The following is a 14,756-nucleotide window of genomic DNA, read 5'->3' as shown; positions in this document are numbered from 1 at the left end:
GATCGATGCCGATGATGGTAGCTTTCTTCATGGATGCCTCCTTCCATTTCCTTGCGTTTGACACTTCAAGGTCTGGCACATCGCGATGCCGTCGGGGAGGGAGGCATCCACCCCATCACAGCTCGATATCCGGGCAGGGCAAGGGTGAGGCCGAGATCGATCCCGCCCGCGCCGGAGCAGAGGGAGAGGCCGAAGAGGCAGGTGTCATCGGCCCCGGAATCGCGTCCGGGGGCAGGTAAAGCCAGGTCATTCATGGTCTCAGCGTCTGTTGGCGGTCAGGTCGGCGAAGGTTTTGTCGGTGCCGTCCAGCACGGCCGCCTGGCCCGTCAGGTTCTGCCAGCGGGTGATGGCGACATCGACATAGGCGGGGTTCAGTTCGATACCGTAGCAGACCCGGTCGGTGGTCTCGGCGGCGATCAGTGTGGTGCCCGAGCCCATGAAGGGCTCATAGATCGCCTGTCCGGGGCTGGAATTGTTCAGGATCGGGCGGCGCATGCACTCGACCGGCTTCTGGGTGCCGTGGACCGTTTCCGCATCCTGATCGCGATTGGCGATCTGCCACAGCGTCGTCTGCTTGCGGTCCCCGGCCCAGTGGCCCTTGCCGCGCTTCTTCACCGCATACCAGCAGGGCTCGTGCTGCCAGTGATAGTCGCCCCGGCTGAGGACCAGCCGGTCCTTGGCCCAGATGATCTGCGAGCGGATGTCGAAGCCCGCCGCGATCAGGCTGTCGGCGACGGTGGTCGCATGCAGCGCGCCGTGCCAGACATAGGCGACATCGCCCGGAAACAATGCCCAGGCCTCGCGCCAGTCGGCACGGTCGTCGTTCAGCACCTTGCCCGTGCGTTTGGTCTTGGCCGCGCCGGTATGGTTGCGCCATGCCGGGTCGTATTCCACCCCATAGGGCGGGTCAGTCACCATCAGCAGCGGGCGGACATCGCCGAGCAGTTTGCTGACCACATCCGCCGAGGTGCTGTCGCCGCAGATCAGCCGGTGATCGCCAATCCGCCAGAGATCGCTCGGCACCGAGACCGGATCGACTGGCGGTTCGGGCACCTCGTCCTCGCCCTCGGCGGCGCCTCCATCGCCGATGTCCGGATCCTGCAGAAGCGCCTCCAGCTCGTCCTCGGCAAAGCCCAGCAGCGACAGATCGAAATCCTCGGCCAGCAGGCCCGCGACCTCGTCGCGCAGCAGCCCCTCGTCCCAGTCGCCGAGTTCGGTCAACTTGTTGTCGGCGATGCGATAGGCCCGGCGTTCGGCCTCATCGAGATGGCCCAGCCGGATCACTGGCACCTCGGCAAGCCCCAGCTCCGTCGCCGCCAGCACCCTTCCGTGACCGGCGATCAGTTCGCCATCGTCACTGAGCATGCAGGGCACGGTCCAGCCGAAACGGGCCATGCTGGCCGCGATCCGGGCGACCTGATCGGGCCCGTGCATCTTCGCGTTCCGGGCATAGGGGCGCAGGCGCTCGATCGGCCAGAACTCGATCTGGCGCGGCGCAAAGGTGAGGTCCATGGGGCAGGCTGGTCCTGTGGTTTTTGGTGGCTTCGGGCGGGTGGATCCCGGTGGCTTCCACCTCGCTGGATTCCGGCCCTGGCTTCCGCGAAGTGGATCCCGGAATCCACACTGAATCCAGCAGGAATCCACCCCTGCGGGATACTCAAAGCCTTGTTTTATTGGTCGAAAATGGTCTCAAGCTGGCCAAGTGGATTCCGCCTGGATTCCCCGGTGAAATCGCCTGACGCTGGCAATCTTCCGCGCTGCGCCCCCCCGAATACAGATGCCGCCGGGGAGGAACCGAGGCAGGGGGTAGGGCACGAGAGTGTACTACCCTTGACTTGCGGCCACGTCTTCAGACGGTCGAAAAGTGAAGTCCCGGCCGCTCTTCTTCACAAAAAAGATGAGACACCCCGTCATTTCTTAGGGAGTTTTCCAATTTCTTGTCGAGACAATACTCCAGTATTTTGGGTGAAGCCCAATCTTCCCGCGATTGCGAAAACCTTGACAGAGGCCACCAATGCTCTGGATAATAGTATTTCAGCATGAGGTAACAGAATGACAACGGAGACAAGCGCCTCGACGAGCCCCAACGATCCTCACCCGACATGCCGATATGAAAATGTGCCCCCGGATGTTGTACAGGTCTAAACTGACTCTCACTAAATTCATACCGGAAGCGCGGCACATAATAGTTTATCGGCATACTTGTAGATAATTCAGAAAACTCTTCTTCCGAAATTTCTCCGCTATCCCGAGCAACGGAAAACTCTTTGAATTCAGAAAGCGCTTCGATCGAGCCTGTTATTCTCGGGTTTGGGTAGAAAGCTAAAGCCCACTCCGTTGGGCCCTTGTGAGTGAACTGAAAATAAGCGAGATCTAAGAGTAGAAAATTATAGTGAGAAAGTCGTAGGCCAGTCTCATAAATTTCATTATAGTCTTTGCTTGTAAGGCAGGTCTGGTTAAAATCCATAGATCTTGGAAGCGAGCAGTTGTAAACAGTGCCCTCAAGAAGGTTGAGATCGGCTAGGACGGCGTCGACAGCTCTTATGCTCCTGTTGAAGCTTTCAATGTTCACCCCTTACTCCTCGATTAGACTGTTCAGGTCGTCGTCAGAGAGGTTCAACTCATTTTTCATTTTCTCCATGCGTCGTTTGGCTTCAAGAATTCGTGCGTGCTTTTCCTCTAGTCCGCGCTGTATGGTGTTCAGTTGATTCATATCCGGCATGGTAAATTTGATACGTGGACTATTTTCTATCGCTGTGTCGAATTCTCTCTGCATTTGCTTGAAGGTTTTACTGTTTACTCCCATAATGCGGAGCCAAGCCTTGCTCCTTGTCATGGCAACAAATATTTTATTTCGACCAGTGCGGGTTCTTAGTACCGCAGCATCAGCGCCGACAACAATTACCACAGCAGCCTCGTTTCCTTTTGCTCTGTAGACAGTGCTCATCGTAACCATACCGTCGATCCTAAATGGAGGCTCACTGTATGTATCTTTGATGATATTGTTGCTGACAATGTTGTGGTTATTCAAATCTTTTGATATTCTTGAGAAGTAGCTTCGGGCTACCCTGTCATCCAAGCTTATGACCATTATTTGGTGTGGCGCAATTCCGTGATCGATAAAGAACTTTATTTCTTCTACGGCAAATGAAACCTCTTGGTCGAAATCCGTAGCAGCACGGGTTGAAGCTATTGGTATTCCTTCAGGAGAGTGTAGTATACTTGGGCTATTTCGAAGAGGGCGCTCGACGACGTTCTCGCTGCCAGTATCAAAAGTGCCGGATATCACTTCGTAGCCGACGTCTTCCCAGTGCTTTGCATTTTCCAGCATCTGTACGACGTCACTATAGACGCCGAATCCCAAAGAGTGTGCCAGAACAAGGACTTCACGCTGATTTCGGTATGAGCGCTGAAGGACGAAGTCATTTGTGTCCGTACCGGCGGGCAAGCTGCGAAGCAGAGAGATGCGCGGCTGACCATCGGAGTCTGTTCCGAACAGCAATTCAGGCTCTCGTACTTGCACATCGAACACATTTTGAAGCTCATCGTACGCCCAGATGATTTGCTTTTCATCGCGCGTACCTTTGGCAAGATAAAAGCACATTTGGTAGAAGCTATCTGGGAAATCTTGCCCCTCATCAACCAGAATTATATCGTAGAACTCCGAGATCGCGTTGCTTTGTACAATTTCTTGGCAAACCGCACCAAAAGGGTTTTTTGCACCTCTTACATCATTGAAGCTTTTAGGCGATCTCCCTTCTCGCACGCAGGTGTCGCGATAAACCCCGGGCAGATTGCTTCGACCCCAACCATGGCGAACATGAATATTGTCCCAGTTTGGATCGGTTTCGGCAAAGTGGCGATGAAATCTTGTGATAAGACGTTCAATTACATCTCGGAGGCTTCTGGTATAATAAGTGATAAGAATTTTGGCGTTTGGATTTTCAATATGAGCCAGCGCGGCCTTCATGGCCAAAATTACCGTTTTCCCTGTGCCTGCAAGACCGCGAATTCGCTGTGGCCCATTAATACTTGTCAGCGCGACAGCTCTTTGTGTGGCGTCGAAATTGTAGATGATGGCTTCGAGATCGTTGAATGCGCGTGCTACGGGGTCAATTAGATCTGTATCGTCCTTTTCTCCGATCTGGCCTAATGCCTTTGCCCCCTCAATGATAGCTTGGACTTCGGCTTGTTGCTCTGTGGATAGTTCGTTATCACTTTCTGCAAGGAGACGAATAATCTCAACTTCGCTACGAGCGAGTTCTATTTCATCAGTTCCGATGTCTGTTCCGGAGAAATTTGGCGCGAATAAAATTGGAACTACATCAAAAATCAACTTCCGCTTCTTTTTTAGTTCAAGACTTTTCCCGAGAAGCGCTTCTGTTGTTGCAGCGGCCTGAAGAATGCTAAGTGCATCCTTCTTGAGATCTGTGCTACTTGAAGAAGGAGAAAACTTTACCAGCTTCACTCCATGGTGGTTACTGACCACAGTTAAATCTGCGGTGTGGGTTCTTCCGCTATAATCCTTTACTTGCGGCCATCCCGCGTAGAGTATGACCTGATCCTCTGGTGAATAGACAACACCTTCTCTAACCTTTCGAGCGATCTGAGCTACGTCGTAGTTCTCCTCGCCCCTACCGATTGTCGGAATGTATGTAACGGTCATATTAGTCTCATTCGATTTTGTTGGTGGGGCTGATATTGCGCTGCTGGACACATAGCCGCTAGTATTGGCTAGGAAAATGTCGACGTCATTTCTGCGATGTCTTAGGTTTTCGGTATTCTAACGATCTACAACGTAATTGCGTCAAACTCCTCGGATTGCGTTGAGCATCTGGTCCTGAACGCCGATGCCATGCTGCATTTTGCGCACGGTCAGGAAGACATTACCGGTCTTCTCGGCCCAGAGCCTACCCAGCATGTCTTTTTCGCGTGCATCCTGCGCGGTGGCAAGGTGCTCGCCCTTGTATTCAACGACGAACAGCCGACCATCGGTGAGGCGGGCGATGAAGTCGGGATAGAAGCGGTGCTGGACACGGGGCAGCCAGAAGCTGGCCGGGTGTTTGGAGATGTTCCGCACCCACAGGTCCACCTCCTCCAGACTGTCGAGTGCCCAGGCGCACTGAAACTCTTCGCCGCCGAGATCGCCATCGAGCAGTGGGACGCGATCCGCGCCGAGCAGATGGCGGCGCAGGCGAAATGCACCGGTCGGCGTGGTCGGCACATTGGCATAGCTTTCGGCATCGAACCTTGCGACGCATGCCGGATCGGTGCCTAGCACGGCCGTATCATCGAAAAGCGCGACCTGATGGGCCTGCTGGCGCACCCCAGCGCGGATTTCGGCGATCTTTGCGCGAATGCGTGTGGCGAGCGGATATTGCCAGTCGATGAGCGTGCGTGCGGAAATCCCGCGTTCGGCGACCAGATTGGCGACAATCCGCGCCAGCCATGCAGACAGGTCGGTCGGCGGAATATCCGCAGCCCGGCACTGACGATCCAGCCATTGCAGGAGGCTTGACGCGAGCGTCGCATCGTCAGGATCTGCAAGTCCGATCAGCGGCAGCTGCGTCGTCTGGGTCTGCGAATAGACCAGCTTCTCGCCCTCGACATCGATCTCGATCACATTCTCGGCGCGGCGGAAACTCATTTCTGCTTCGGTGATCTGGGCGGGATGGTTCAGTATCGACCATTCGACCCGCTCCATGATCAGGTCGGTATCGGCCTGGAACAAATCGCCATCCATTTCGACCATCAGGAACGGCACCTCGATGGCGGCACCCTTTTCGGCGGGCGACAGCGCGGCCTCGACCTGTGCCTCGTGCCGGTCGATTTCGGCGCGCAGGGCAGGGCGCTGTTCCTCTGGCGTATGGCGTTCGATGGTGCTGGCGACAGCCTCGGTCACAGCACCCTTCACCCCGACCTTCAGCGTACCGGAATCGGTGCGGATAAACTCTGCACCGGCCTCGGCAAGCTCAGCCAGATCCGCGCGGGCCACGTCGCTGTCGGGGATTTCAAAGGTCATGACCGGCTTCGGCGCCACCGGATCCGGATCGAACAGCTGGCCCTGCGCATCTTCCTCGACAGAAGCCGGGCGCAGCGACTGCCGGACCTCTTCATCGGTGAAGCCCATGTCGATCAGCTTGTCGCGCAGGCTGGCCGCTACTTCAGCGAAGGACGGTTCGGCCACATGCGCATAGGCCATGTTCAACGCCGCATCCCGGCGCCGCTTGGCATAGGGCATCCGCAGAACACGGCCCAGAAGCTGCTCGACCGCCGTTGCCGATGCCACTTTCTGCGTGGCGCAGAGCACATAGGCCGAGGGGCAATCCCAGCCCTCGCGGAGCGCCTGAACCGTGATGACGTGCCGCGTGGGCTCGTTCGGATCGCGCAGATTGACGCCATCCAGCTCGCGGTTGTCGCCCGTCGCGACCTTGATCCAGGCGGGAGGAATTGCTTTTTCTTCAACAAGATAGCGGCGCAACTCCTCGACTGTGGGGTGCCCGTTCTTGGCCTGTGCCTGATACAGGGCAACGGGACGCAGGAACTCGGCCTCGCGTTTGGCCTTCTCCTCCAGCATGTTGCGGGTTGCGACCGCGCCGGTCACTGCCTCTTCCCAGCCGTCATGCGGGCGCACGCGGATAGGCAGCTTGATCATTTCCTCGTCCTTCAGCGCGCCGGCTGTGACGGAAAACAGCACGTTCGACACGCCGCGCGGGGTCGCGGTGAATTCGATGATCGCCGACGGGCGCAGCCGCGCTTGCATGTCGCGCGAAAGGCCGGTCACGGCGTTATGGGCCTCGTCCACGATCATTATTGGGCGGTGATGATACATCAGATTGGCAAAGCTGAACTTCACCGTGCCTTCGCGGCCTGCCAGCAGAGGCTCGCGCGCCGCGTCCGACGCTGTTACCAGCTCCATTCCCTCGGTCGGAAGCCCCGAGAAATGCGGCTCGAACTCCTCCTGATAGGCATAGACCTTGCGCTGGGTGGTATCCGTCACGCGGAACGACTGGATGGTTGCCACGATCACGCAGGTGAAACGGCCGATATCGCTGGGACGCAGGGTTACGAATTCCTCGATATCGAAAACTCGCGTCCTGCCGCCGGTCACCGCGTCCAGCCGCTGCCGATAGGGGTGGTTCACATCCTTCAACGCCTCGACCGTCTGGCGCTTGATCGCGTCCGAGGTCACCATCCACAGCACCATCGGATGCGGCTTCTGGACGAATTCCGCACCCACTCGGATCGCTTCGGTCGCGAGCAGCGTCTTGCCGCCGCCAGTCGGCAGGCGCAGACAGACATAGGGCATGTCGGGCTTGTCGGCGAAGGGGGTCTCATAGTGGCGAGGCTCCAGCTTGCGGCCTTCAAGCTGTGCCTCTTCCTCCTGACGGGCGACCTCTTCGGCGAAAGCCGCGGCAGGGCCTTTCGCGCCCGAACGGGTCAGGAACCGCGACAGGGAATTCAGGGCGGACTGCTGGTAGCGCTTCAATTCCATGGTCATGCCCTTGCCTTGATATCCCAGGGCGTCTGGCGAAAGCTCACCTCTGCCTCATCCAGAGTTCGGTCCGACAGGCGGTTTGCCGCGCCATATACGGTGACCGGCCCCGTATGGCCCGCCGCATGGGCCTCATCGCGGATCAGCCGCAGCACAGCATGGGTCAGCACGTTGCCGCCGCTGACCGAGCGATCCTTAAGGATGCCGTTGTACAGCAGCGCCAGCCCGCGTCCGTCATGTGCGCCCAGAAACGGACCAGAGGGCGAAGCTGCCAGCGGCACCCGGAATTCCGAGAACCACAGATGCCGGGCGAGATCCGCGAAACGGATATCCGGGTTGATCTGACCGGCATGGTCGAACACCGCCGCGCCCAGCGTGCAGAAACGAAACCCGCCGCCGCCCTGCCAGCCGATATCGGCCGAGATGCCGCCCTGTTCGCCCTCGATCACCTTCCGCATGCGCAGCGCGCAATGGGTCCGGGCGTGATCGCCCATTTCCACCCCGATCCAGCGCCGACCCATCTTGTGCGCCACCGCCGCCGTGGTGCCCGAGCCCAGAAAACTGTCGAGCACCAGATCGCCGGGGTTGGTCGCGATATGCAGGATGCGCTGGATCAGGCGTTCAGGCTTGGGGGTAGCGAAAATATCCTCATCCTCGAAGACAGCGAGGATCTCCTTCTTTGCCCTCTGGTTGTCGCCAGACTCAGCCGCTGTCCACCATGTCATCGGTGCAAGGCCAGAGTCTTCCCATTCGTATTTCTTGATGCGTGGCCGGCCTTCACCGCCTTTGGGCCAGTAGACGCGCCCCTCTGATCGGTAGCGTTCGAATTCTGGCTCTGTCGCACCCCAACAGCGCCCCTTTGGTGGTGAAAGCTGCGACCCTGTTGGTGTCGTGATGGTATACATTTGATTGGGTCGATACCCTTGGGCGCTGAAGGGAATGGAGCGCCAGCGGCCTTGAGGATCGCTATCGGGATTTGAGTAGCCCGCGTCCGTATCTGGTTCCAGATTCCGATACTCTTTCCATTCGGCCGGACCTTTTCGCGCGTAGACAAGGATATGATCATGCGCTGAACCGACAGCCTTTCGATTTTCGCGCGAAGTTCTCTTTTGCCACACGAGGTTGGCTATGAAATTCCTGCGCCCGAAGACCTCGTCCATCAGAACTTTGAGATAATGCCCCTCGTAGTCATCGATGCTGACCCAGATCGAGCCGTCTTCGCTCAGAAACTCACGCAGCAATTGCAGGCGCGGCACCATCATTGCCAGCCATTTGGCGTGTTCCAGACTGTCGTCGTAATGCTCGAAGGCCGAGCCTGTGTTATAGGGCGGGTCGATATAGATGCACTTCACCCGTCCGGCATAGAAGGGCAGCAGCGCCCGCAGTGCCTCCAGATTGTCGCCCTGGACCAGCAGATTGCCGTCCGCATCCCCGCCAGTGTCCGGCACCGACAGATCGGGCACCTCATCAAGCAGCCGATATGCCACGCGATCAGCGGCGGTCAGGTCCTGATCGCGGGTCAGCCATTGAAGAAGGGGCATAAGGGAAATGTCCTGCCGGTTGTTTTTCCGACAATCTGCCCGCGATTGCCCGGGCCTGCAAGGCAGCGCGACCGTTCATGTCAACGCAGGCCGTGCTTGCCACGGCCTCACCTTCGGCATCGCCTGCGTCACCTCCACCTCCCGCAGCATCCCGCCCGCAATCAGCCCGTCGCGGATCCAGCCCAGCGCCTGCCACCAGTCCTCATAGGCGCGGCGGGCGGCTTCGATCTGGTGGGGATGGGGCGAGAAGGTGACGGGGCAGGCCATAATATCGACTGTGCGCCATTTGCCACGGGACAGCACCCGCGCTGTGCCGACGACCGCCGTTGCTGCCCGCTCCCCATGCTGGTTGCGCCTCACCTCGACCGGCACGCAGCGCGGCAGGGCGCCGGGCATCCAGTCCGGTGTCAGCCCGGCGCGGGCCAGTTCCGCGATCCGGATCGCCATGCGCCTCCCGCCAAGACTGTCGGGCATGCCAGCCACGCAGGCGGCGATCACTTCGGCATCCTCATGGGTATAGCTGCCGAACTTGTGCTGGCCGCCATCGATCCTGCAGCCCAGCGCCGCGCGCTGCAGCAGGACATGTTCAAGCCCATATCCGTAGCTCTCACCTGTTGTGTCCTTCGGCACCGGCAGATCCAGCTGCGCCTTCTCGACCCGGAAGGCCCATTCCAGCGCCGCCTGCACGCCCAGCGCGCGCCTCACCCGTCCGCCGCCCGTGCGGCCGATCCGTCCCTGAATGCTCATGGCTGCGGTCCTTCAAACAGGGACATCTGCGCCGGGCGCTGGGGTTCCTCCGCCGGACGCCAGATCCACGGGCCCGAGGCCATGGGCAGCTGCGAGAGTGCGCCACGCATGTGCCGCTGCCAATGGGTGAACTCCGTTGCCGAGCAGGCGCAGAGCGCGTGCCCGATGGGCCAGCCCATCAGCCATCCGACGAAGAGCGGGTTCAGCCGCCGCCGCGCCCGCGCCTTCAGGATCCGCCGCGAGACAGCGCGCCCATGCGAGGCAATCATGAAAGCCCAGAGCGGGCGCGAGATCGGGGCGTGCGGCGAGGATTGTGGCCCATGCGGCGTGATCGCCGGGGCCGGGCGGGTGAAGCCCTGTTCCGCCCGGTAATGCAGGACATCCATCCGGCTTTTGCCATCCGCCCGGGTGATGCTGGCTTCCGAACTGCCCTTCCAGTTCTGCGCGGCCGGGGTCGGCCATTGCGTCGCTGGTGTCGCCCAGTTTTGCGCATCTCGCGCCAGGCAACGGTTGCCAGCCTTCGGTCCTGGAATCTGACCCGCACCCCGAGGGCTGACATCGTGTGCCTGCGGTGTCGTCCACCATTGCGCCGCCTGCGCTGGCAATGGTGGCGTTCCGCACGAGCCATAGCTCTGACCCGGTCCGCCCTTCGACCCATCGCTGGCCTTCGGCGTCGACCAGCTGGCGATGCCCAGCGCCAATGCTTCCGCCTTGCGGGTAAAATCGCTGTTGCCCGCCGGGTTGTAGCGGGTGGTTCCGGGATGCAGGCTCATCGGTGTGGGCCAGGATGAAGATCCGCAGCCGCTGGTGCGGCGCACCGACTTCTGCCGCTGAGAACAGACCCGCCGCAGGCGTGTAACCCAGTCCCCAAAGCTCTCGGAGCACGGTTTCGAGACCGAGGGTGACGTGCCCGGCGACGTTTTCGAGGGAGACCCATTCCGGTCGGCATTCGGCGATGACACGGGCGACTTCGGGCCAGAGGTGTCGGGGATCGGCCGCGCCGCCGCGCTTTCCGGCGGCACTGAAGGGCTGGCAGGGATACCCGGCCAGCACTGTGTCGAAGGCGCCACGGAAGGGGCGGGCATCGAAGCTGCGCAGATCGTCCCAGATCGGGGCCGGGGCGAAATACCCGGCATTCTGGGCTGCGATGAGCACCGATCTCGGCCAGTCCTCCCATTCGACAAAGGCGCGGGTATGATATCCGGGCTCGGCGAGCATGAGGCCCATATCCAGGCCTCCGCCGCCTGCGCAGAGGCTGAGTCCGTGCCGGGGACGTGACACCATGGCATTCACAGCACCCCTCGTTCGCGCAGGCGCTGGGCCGTCACCAGCCCCCTCTCAAGCAGTGCATTGCGCACGGTGTTGGAGATGGCGTTCGAGGGCAGGTAGCCGTCGCCGTTCACCATCCCGGCGTAGAAGCTGGCGATTTCGTCGAGGCTGGCCCCTGGGGCGTCGCTAGGTTTGGTTTTGCGCTTGCGGCGGTGATCGCCCTCGGAAGGGGGCGGGGCCTTGGCCGTGCGTGCCGCCCGTTCCATCAGCCGGTCCAGCGCCCGCGGCCCGTCCGGCGGTTCGGGATGGGTGTCCCGGCTGTCCCGGGCGACCGCGATGATCCGGTCCTCGGTCAGCCCGAGATCGGTGATCCAGCGCCGGACATGCTCGCGGGCTGGCCAGCCCTGCCACCAGGCGGGAAGGGCGGCCTCAAGGTCCAGACCCAGCGCATCGAGCAGTTCCCCGAAAAATTCCTCAAATCGGTCATCGCGCGCACGCGCGTCCTCCTCCTCCTTTACTGGTTCCCTTAAAGGTTCCCTTACAGGGTTAGTCTCCGGATTCCGGAGATGGCTTTCGGCAAAATCCGGAGATGGCTTTGCCGAAAATCCGGAGATGGGTCCATGTCCGGAATCCGGAGTTGGATCGCCGCCCGGTTCCCCCTCCAGCCCTTCATCGCCATCTCCGGTTTTCGGAGACGGGTCGTGCGGAAAGCTTGGCTCGAAACCCAGAATATAGCGGGTGGCCTGACGCTTGTGGGTGCGGGGATCATGCGTGCGGACCCGGTGGATCAGGCGCCGTTCCTCGAGCTTGATGAGATGTTCGTTCAGCGCCGAAACCGACATCTCGGCGTCTTCGGCCAGCCGCACCTGCGTCGGAAAGCAGCCGAAATCGGGATTGTGGCGGTCGCAGAGATGCCAGAGCACGATCTTGGTCGCAGGCTTCAGCCCGCGCTGCTGGATGGCCCAGTTGGTGGCGGCATGGCTCATGGCGCGACCCTCCGGGCCGGGGCTGCAATGCGGGTGGAAAACCCGTGATCGGCCAGCGCACCCAGTGCATCGTCGAGGGACCGGACCAGCGCCCAGCCGAAACCCTGCGCCATCACGGCGTCGCGGAACGCCTCCTGCGTCGGTCGCAACCGCCCCTTCGGGGCTTTCAGCTCCAGAAACAGCACGCGGCCATCGCAGAGGATCATCAGATCGGCGAAACCGGCATGAACGCCCATGCCGACGAGGATCGCCTGACGCTTCGCGCCGCGCGGTCCGGGTTCCGTGACCTCGTTGGCGCAGTGATGGATGATGGCGGTGCGGGGCAGGATCTGGCGCAGGCTGCGGACCACGGCGCGCTGCAGATCGGCTTCGGGGGTGCCGCGGCGCTTCATGGTTGTACCTCGTCACCATCATTGCGCCGGGCGCGGACCGGCCGCCGGGCATCGACGATCAGGCGCAGCAGCTTTGCCTCTTCGCGCTCTTCCTCGGTCGCGCCATGGCGGGCCAGAACTTCGCAGGCGATGGTCACGAGGCGGTCGCTGTGATGGGCGGCATCGGCAATGACAGCCCTTGCCTCGGCGACGCGATCGGCGGACCAGTCGGGCGCATGGATCAGGTCGGTCATCAGCGGCGGCCTCCGGCGCGGCGGCGGCGCGGGGCGGCCTGTTCCTGCTCTTCCAGCCAGTCCTCGACGGCGGCGCGGCGATAATAGACCTTTCGGCCAGCGCGGACGCAGGGCGGGCCCATCCGCTGGGCTTCCCAGCGGCGCAGGGTATCGACCGAAAGGCCGAGTTCCATGGCGAGATCGAGGCGGCTGATCCAGCCGGCCATCAGGGTGCGGGGTTTTGCGGTCGGTTCCGGCATCGATCCGAGATGCGGCATCGGGGTCTCCATCATTGCTGTGGAGGCGATTGAGCGCAGATGCCGAGGGGTGGCGGCGAGGCGGAGGGTGGCGCAAAGAATGCCACAGGCGTGCCACCCCATGTTTTGCTGGCTTTGTGGCGCTTTGCTTGGCGAAGCGGGGCAGGGAGGCAACTGCCACCGATCACCCCCGGATTGACCCCAAGGCGGCAAGCACCAGCGAACCGCCGGAAATGTCGGCATTGACCGGCATTGATGGGCAAAGGGGGGGTGGCACCCGGCAGGGCACCGCGCCACCCATTGAAATCATTCGGGATTTACAAAGCCGGGTCTGCCGATCCCGCGAAAACGCCCGCTATTGTTGGCGATTCCGATGATGAGCCTGAGATCGGGCCGGGACATCGCACCGGGTCAAGTGCCCGCCTGATCGTAGAAAGCCCAGCAAAACAAGGGGTGGCGCGAGTATGGCGACGTTTATGCCACTCTCCGCCTCGCTGCCACCCAGGTTCCCATGCTTGGCTTGATAGAGCCGCAGAACCACGCCTCATGTCGGATGCCAGAAGGACCGAACGACCATGCCCGAACGCATCAAGCTGACCGAAAAGATTCTGCGCGAGGTCGAACCCGTGCCGGGGCGCGATTACCAGATTTTTGACAGCGAGATGCGCGGCTTCGCGGTCTGCATCTATCGCGGTGGCGGGCGCGCCTTCACGCTGGATTACCGCCATGCCGGTCGCCAGCGCCGGATGACCTTCGGACGCTGGCCCGACTGGTCGGTCTCGGCGGCGCGGGAACGTGCCCGTGAACTCCGGCGCGAAATCGATGCCGGGGCCGATCCGCTGGCCCTGCGCGAGGAAAAGCGCGAAGCGCCGCGCGTCGACGATCTGATCGAACGCTACTGCGCCGAGCATCTGCCGAAACTGTCGGAACGCAGTCAGGCAGACCAGCGCTCGGTCATGGCGAAGCTGGTCGCCCCGGTCTGGGGTAGGAAGCTGGTGGTGGACATCACCCAGAGCGATGTGGACAGGTTGCTGACGCAGATCGCCGAGGGTCGGGCAAGGCCGCACAAGGCGAAGCCGAACAACCGGGCGCGCAAGCTGCAGGGCGCAAAACCCACGCCGGTCCGCGCCAACCGGGTCGGAGAGATCATTCGAAAGATGTTCACGCTGGCGGTGCAATGGGGCTGGTGCGAAGACAATCCCGCCCAGCGCTTCCATCGCCGCATGGAAACGCCGCGCGAGCGCTTTCTGTCAAAGGAAGAGATCGCCAAACTGGCTGCCGCGCTGGATGCGGCCGAGGACCGGCGCGCGGCCGATATCATCCGGCTCTGCATGCTGACCGGGGCTCGCCTCGGCGAGGTGCGGCAGGCCCGGTTCGAACAGTTCAATCTCGAACAGATGAGCTGGTCGAAACCGCCTGCCATGACCAAACAGCGCCGCGCCCATCGGGTGCCGATCTCGGACGAGACCGCCGCCATCGTGCGGCAGCGGCTGATGCTGGTGCCGAATGGGGTGCCATGGCTCTTTCCCGGCGACACGCCCGGCCAGCCGGTGCAGGAGGTCCGCCGCTTCTGGGCGCGGGTGCAGAAGGACTGTGGGTTGGAGGACGTGCGCATCCACGATCTGCGCCACACCTTCGCCTCGCTTCTGGTCAGCGGCGGGGCCTCGCTGGAGATGATCGGCAAATTGCTCGGCCACAGTCAGATGCAGACCACGCTGCGCTATGCCCATCTGATGGATTCGCCGCTCCGCGCAGGGGTCGATGCCGTGGCCAGCGCCTTCCGGCCAAAGCCCCGGCTGGTGCACGATGCCGAGGCAACTGTGAAACACCAGTCTGCCTGACCGGCCGAGCGCCGCC

Annotated in this window: 13 protein-coding genes and 1 pseudogene; 1 reads left to right on the top strand and 13 read right to left on the bottom strand. The window is 61.2% G+C overall.

Annotation, left to right across the window (positions count from 1 at the left end; all coding sequences use genetic code 11):
• Nucleotides 1–115 precede the first annotated feature (115 nt).
• The 13 genes and pseudogenes from H4P12_RS19055 to H4P12_RS12470 form a co-directional block, all read right to left on the bottom strand.
• Nucleotides 116–250, bottom strand: a complete 135-nt coding sequence (locus H4P12_RS19055; RefSeq protein WP_281390451.1) for a hypothetical protein — start codon at nt 248–250, stop codon at nt 116–118.
• 8 nt (nt 251–258) lie between these two features.
• Nucleotides 259–1,512, bottom strand: coding sequence for a site-specific DNA-methyltransferase (locus H4P12_RS12520; RefSeq protein ID WP_187793964.1), 1,254 nt, complete (start codon nt 1,510–1,512; stop codon nt 259–261).
• A gap of 337 nt (nt 1,513–1,849) precedes the next feature.
• Nucleotides 1,850–2,572: a DUF2290 domain-containing protein gene (locus H4P12_RS12515; RefSeq protein WP_166331135.1), complete on the bottom strand. Its 723-nt coding sequence runs from the start codon at nt 2,570–2,572 to the stop codon at nt 1,850–1,852.
• Nucleotides 2,573–2,575: 3 nt separating this feature from the next.
• Complete coding sequence (locus H4P12_RS12510) at nt 2,576–4,666, bottom strand: DEAD/DEAH box helicase (RefSeq protein ID WP_166331137.1); 2,091 nt, start codon at nt 4,664–4,666, stop codon at nt 2,576–2,578.
• A 141-nt stretch (nt 4,667–4,807) separates the two neighbouring features.
• Entirely contained in the window at nt 4,808–7,501 is a 2,694-nt protein-coding gene (locus H4P12_RS12505; RefSeq protein WP_166331139.1) for a DEAD/DEAH box helicase family protein, read from the bottom strand.
• The gene (locus H4P12_RS12500) at nt 7,498–9,036 is read right to left on the bottom strand and encodes a site-specific DNA-methyltransferase (RefSeq protein ID WP_166331141.1); all 1,539 of its coding nucleotides are present in this window, start codon (nt 9,034–9,036) and stop codon (nt 7,498–7,500) included. Before H4P12_RS12500 ends, H4P12_RS12505 begins: the two co-directional genes overlap by 4 nt.
• A gap of 75 nt (nt 9,037–9,111) precedes the next feature.
• The gene (locus H4P12_RS12495; RefSeq protein WP_166331142.1) at nt 9,112–9,783 is read right to left on the bottom strand and encodes a hypothetical protein; all 672 of its coding nucleotides are present in this window, start codon (nt 9,781–9,783) and stop codon (nt 9,112–9,114) included.
• Nucleotides 9,780–10,556: a DNA methyltransferase gene (locus tag H4P12_RS18825; protein ID WP_235931377.1), complete on the bottom strand. Its 777-nt coding sequence runs from the start codon at nt 10,554–10,556 to the stop codon at nt 9,780–9,782. The genes H4P12_RS12495 and H4P12_RS18825 overlap by 4 nt, the downstream gene beginning before the upstream one ends.
• A 28-nt stretch (nt 10,557–10,584) precedes the next feature.
• Nucleotides 10,585–11,001: pseudogene (locus H4P12_RS19195) on the bottom strand (DNA cytosine methyltransferase); the annotation flags it as partial.
• A 71-nt stretch (nt 11,002–11,072) separates the two neighbouring features.
• The gene (locus H4P12_RS12485; protein WP_166331146.1) at nt 11,073–12,038 is read right to left on the bottom strand and encodes a helix-turn-helix domain-containing protein; all 966 of its coding nucleotides are present in this window, start codon (nt 12,036–12,038) and stop codon (nt 11,073–11,075) included.
• The gene (locus tag H4P12_RS12480; protein WP_166331148.1) at nt 12,035–12,430 is read right to left on the bottom strand and encodes a VRR-NUC domain-containing protein; all 396 of its coding nucleotides are present in this window, start codon (nt 12,428–12,430) and stop codon (nt 12,035–12,037) included. Before H4P12_RS12480 ends, H4P12_RS12485 begins: the two co-directional genes overlap by 4 nt.
• Complete coding sequence (locus H4P12_RS12475; RefSeq protein ID WP_166331150.1) at nt 12,427–12,663, bottom strand: hypothetical protein; 237 nt, start codon at nt 12,661–12,663, stop codon at nt 12,427–12,429. Before H4P12_RS12475 ends, H4P12_RS12480 begins: the two co-directional genes overlap by 4 nt.
• Complete coding sequence (locus H4P12_RS12470; RefSeq protein ID WP_166331152.1) at nt 12,663–12,920, bottom strand: helix-turn-helix transcriptional regulator; 258 nt, start codon at nt 12,918–12,920, stop codon at nt 12,663–12,665. Before H4P12_RS12470 ends, H4P12_RS12475 begins: the two co-directional genes overlap by 1 nt.
• A gap of 554 nt (nt 12,921–13,474) precedes the next feature.
• On the opposite strand from H4P12_RS12470, the gene H4P12_RS12465 reads away from it, so the two are divergent.
• Nucleotides 13,475–14,740, top strand: coding sequence for a tyrosine-type recombinase/integrase (locus H4P12_RS12465; RefSeq protein WP_166331154.1), 1,266 nt, complete (start codon nt 13,475–13,477; stop codon nt 14,738–14,740).
• Nucleotides 14,741–14,756: the final 16 nt, after the last annotated feature.

The sequence above is a fragment of the Paracoccus amoyensis genome (assembly GCF_014490725.1).
Lineage (GTDB): Bacteria > Pseudomonadota > Alphaproteobacteria > Rhodobacterales > Rhodobacteraceae > Paracoccus > Paracoccus amoyensis.
The sequence above is the reverse complement of the archived record's forward strand: the minus strand, read 5'-3'. Positions and strand labels throughout refer to the sequence as shown.

What these genes read in the sequence shown, in the direction of transcription:
- H4P12_RS19055 (WP_281390451.1), bottom strand. Translation starts at nt 250, where the DNA reads ATGACCTGGCTTTACCTGCCCCCGGACGCGATTCCGGGGCCGATGACA.
- H4P12_RS12475 (WP_166331150.1), bottom strand. Translation starts at nt 12,663, where the DNA reads ATGACCGACCTGATCCATGCGCCCGACTGGTCCGCCGATCGCGTCGCC.
- H4P12_RS12505 (WP_166331139.1), bottom strand. Translation starts at nt 7,501, where the DNA reads ATGACCATGGAATTGAAGCGCTACCAGCAGTCCGCCCTGAATTCCCTG.
- H4P12_RS12480 (WP_166331148.1), bottom strand. Translation starts at nt 12,430, where the DNA reads ATGAAGCGCCGCGGCACCCCCGAAGCCGATCTGCAGCGCGCCGTGGTC.
- H4P12_RS12465 (WP_166331154.1), top strand. Translation starts at nt 13,475, where the DNA reads ATGCCCGAACGCATCAAGCTGACCGAAAAGATTCTGCGCGAGGTCGAA.
- H4P12_RS12495 (WP_166331142.1), bottom strand. Translation starts at nt 9,783, where the DNA reads ATGAGCATTCAGGGACGGATCGGCCGCACGGGCGGCGGACGGGTGAGG.
- H4P12_RS12485 (WP_166331146.1), bottom strand. Translation starts at nt 12,038, where the DNA reads ATGAGCCATGCCGCCACCAACTGGGCCATCCAGCAGCGCGGGCTGAAG.
- H4P12_RS12500 (WP_166331141.1), bottom strand. Translation starts at nt 9,036, where the DNA reads ATGCCCCTTCTTCAATGGCTGACCCGCGATCAGGACCTGACCGCCGCT.
- H4P12_RS12520 (WP_187793964.1), bottom strand. Translation starts at nt 1,512, where the DNA reads ATGGACCTCACCTTTGCGCCGCGCCAGATCGAGTTCTGGCCGATCGAG.
- H4P12_RS12510 (WP_166331137.1), bottom strand. Translation starts at nt 4,666, where the DNA reads ATGACCGTTACATACATTCCGACAATCGGTAGGGGCGAGGAGAACTAC.
- H4P12_RS12470 (WP_166331152.1), bottom strand. Translation starts at nt 12,920, where the DNA reads ATGCCGCATCTCGGATCGATGCCGGAACCGACCGCAAAACCCCGCACC.
- H4P12_RS18825 (WP_235931377.1), bottom strand. Translation starts at nt 10,556, where the DNA reads ATGAGCCTGCATCCCGGAACCACCCGCTACAACCCGGCGGGCAACAGC.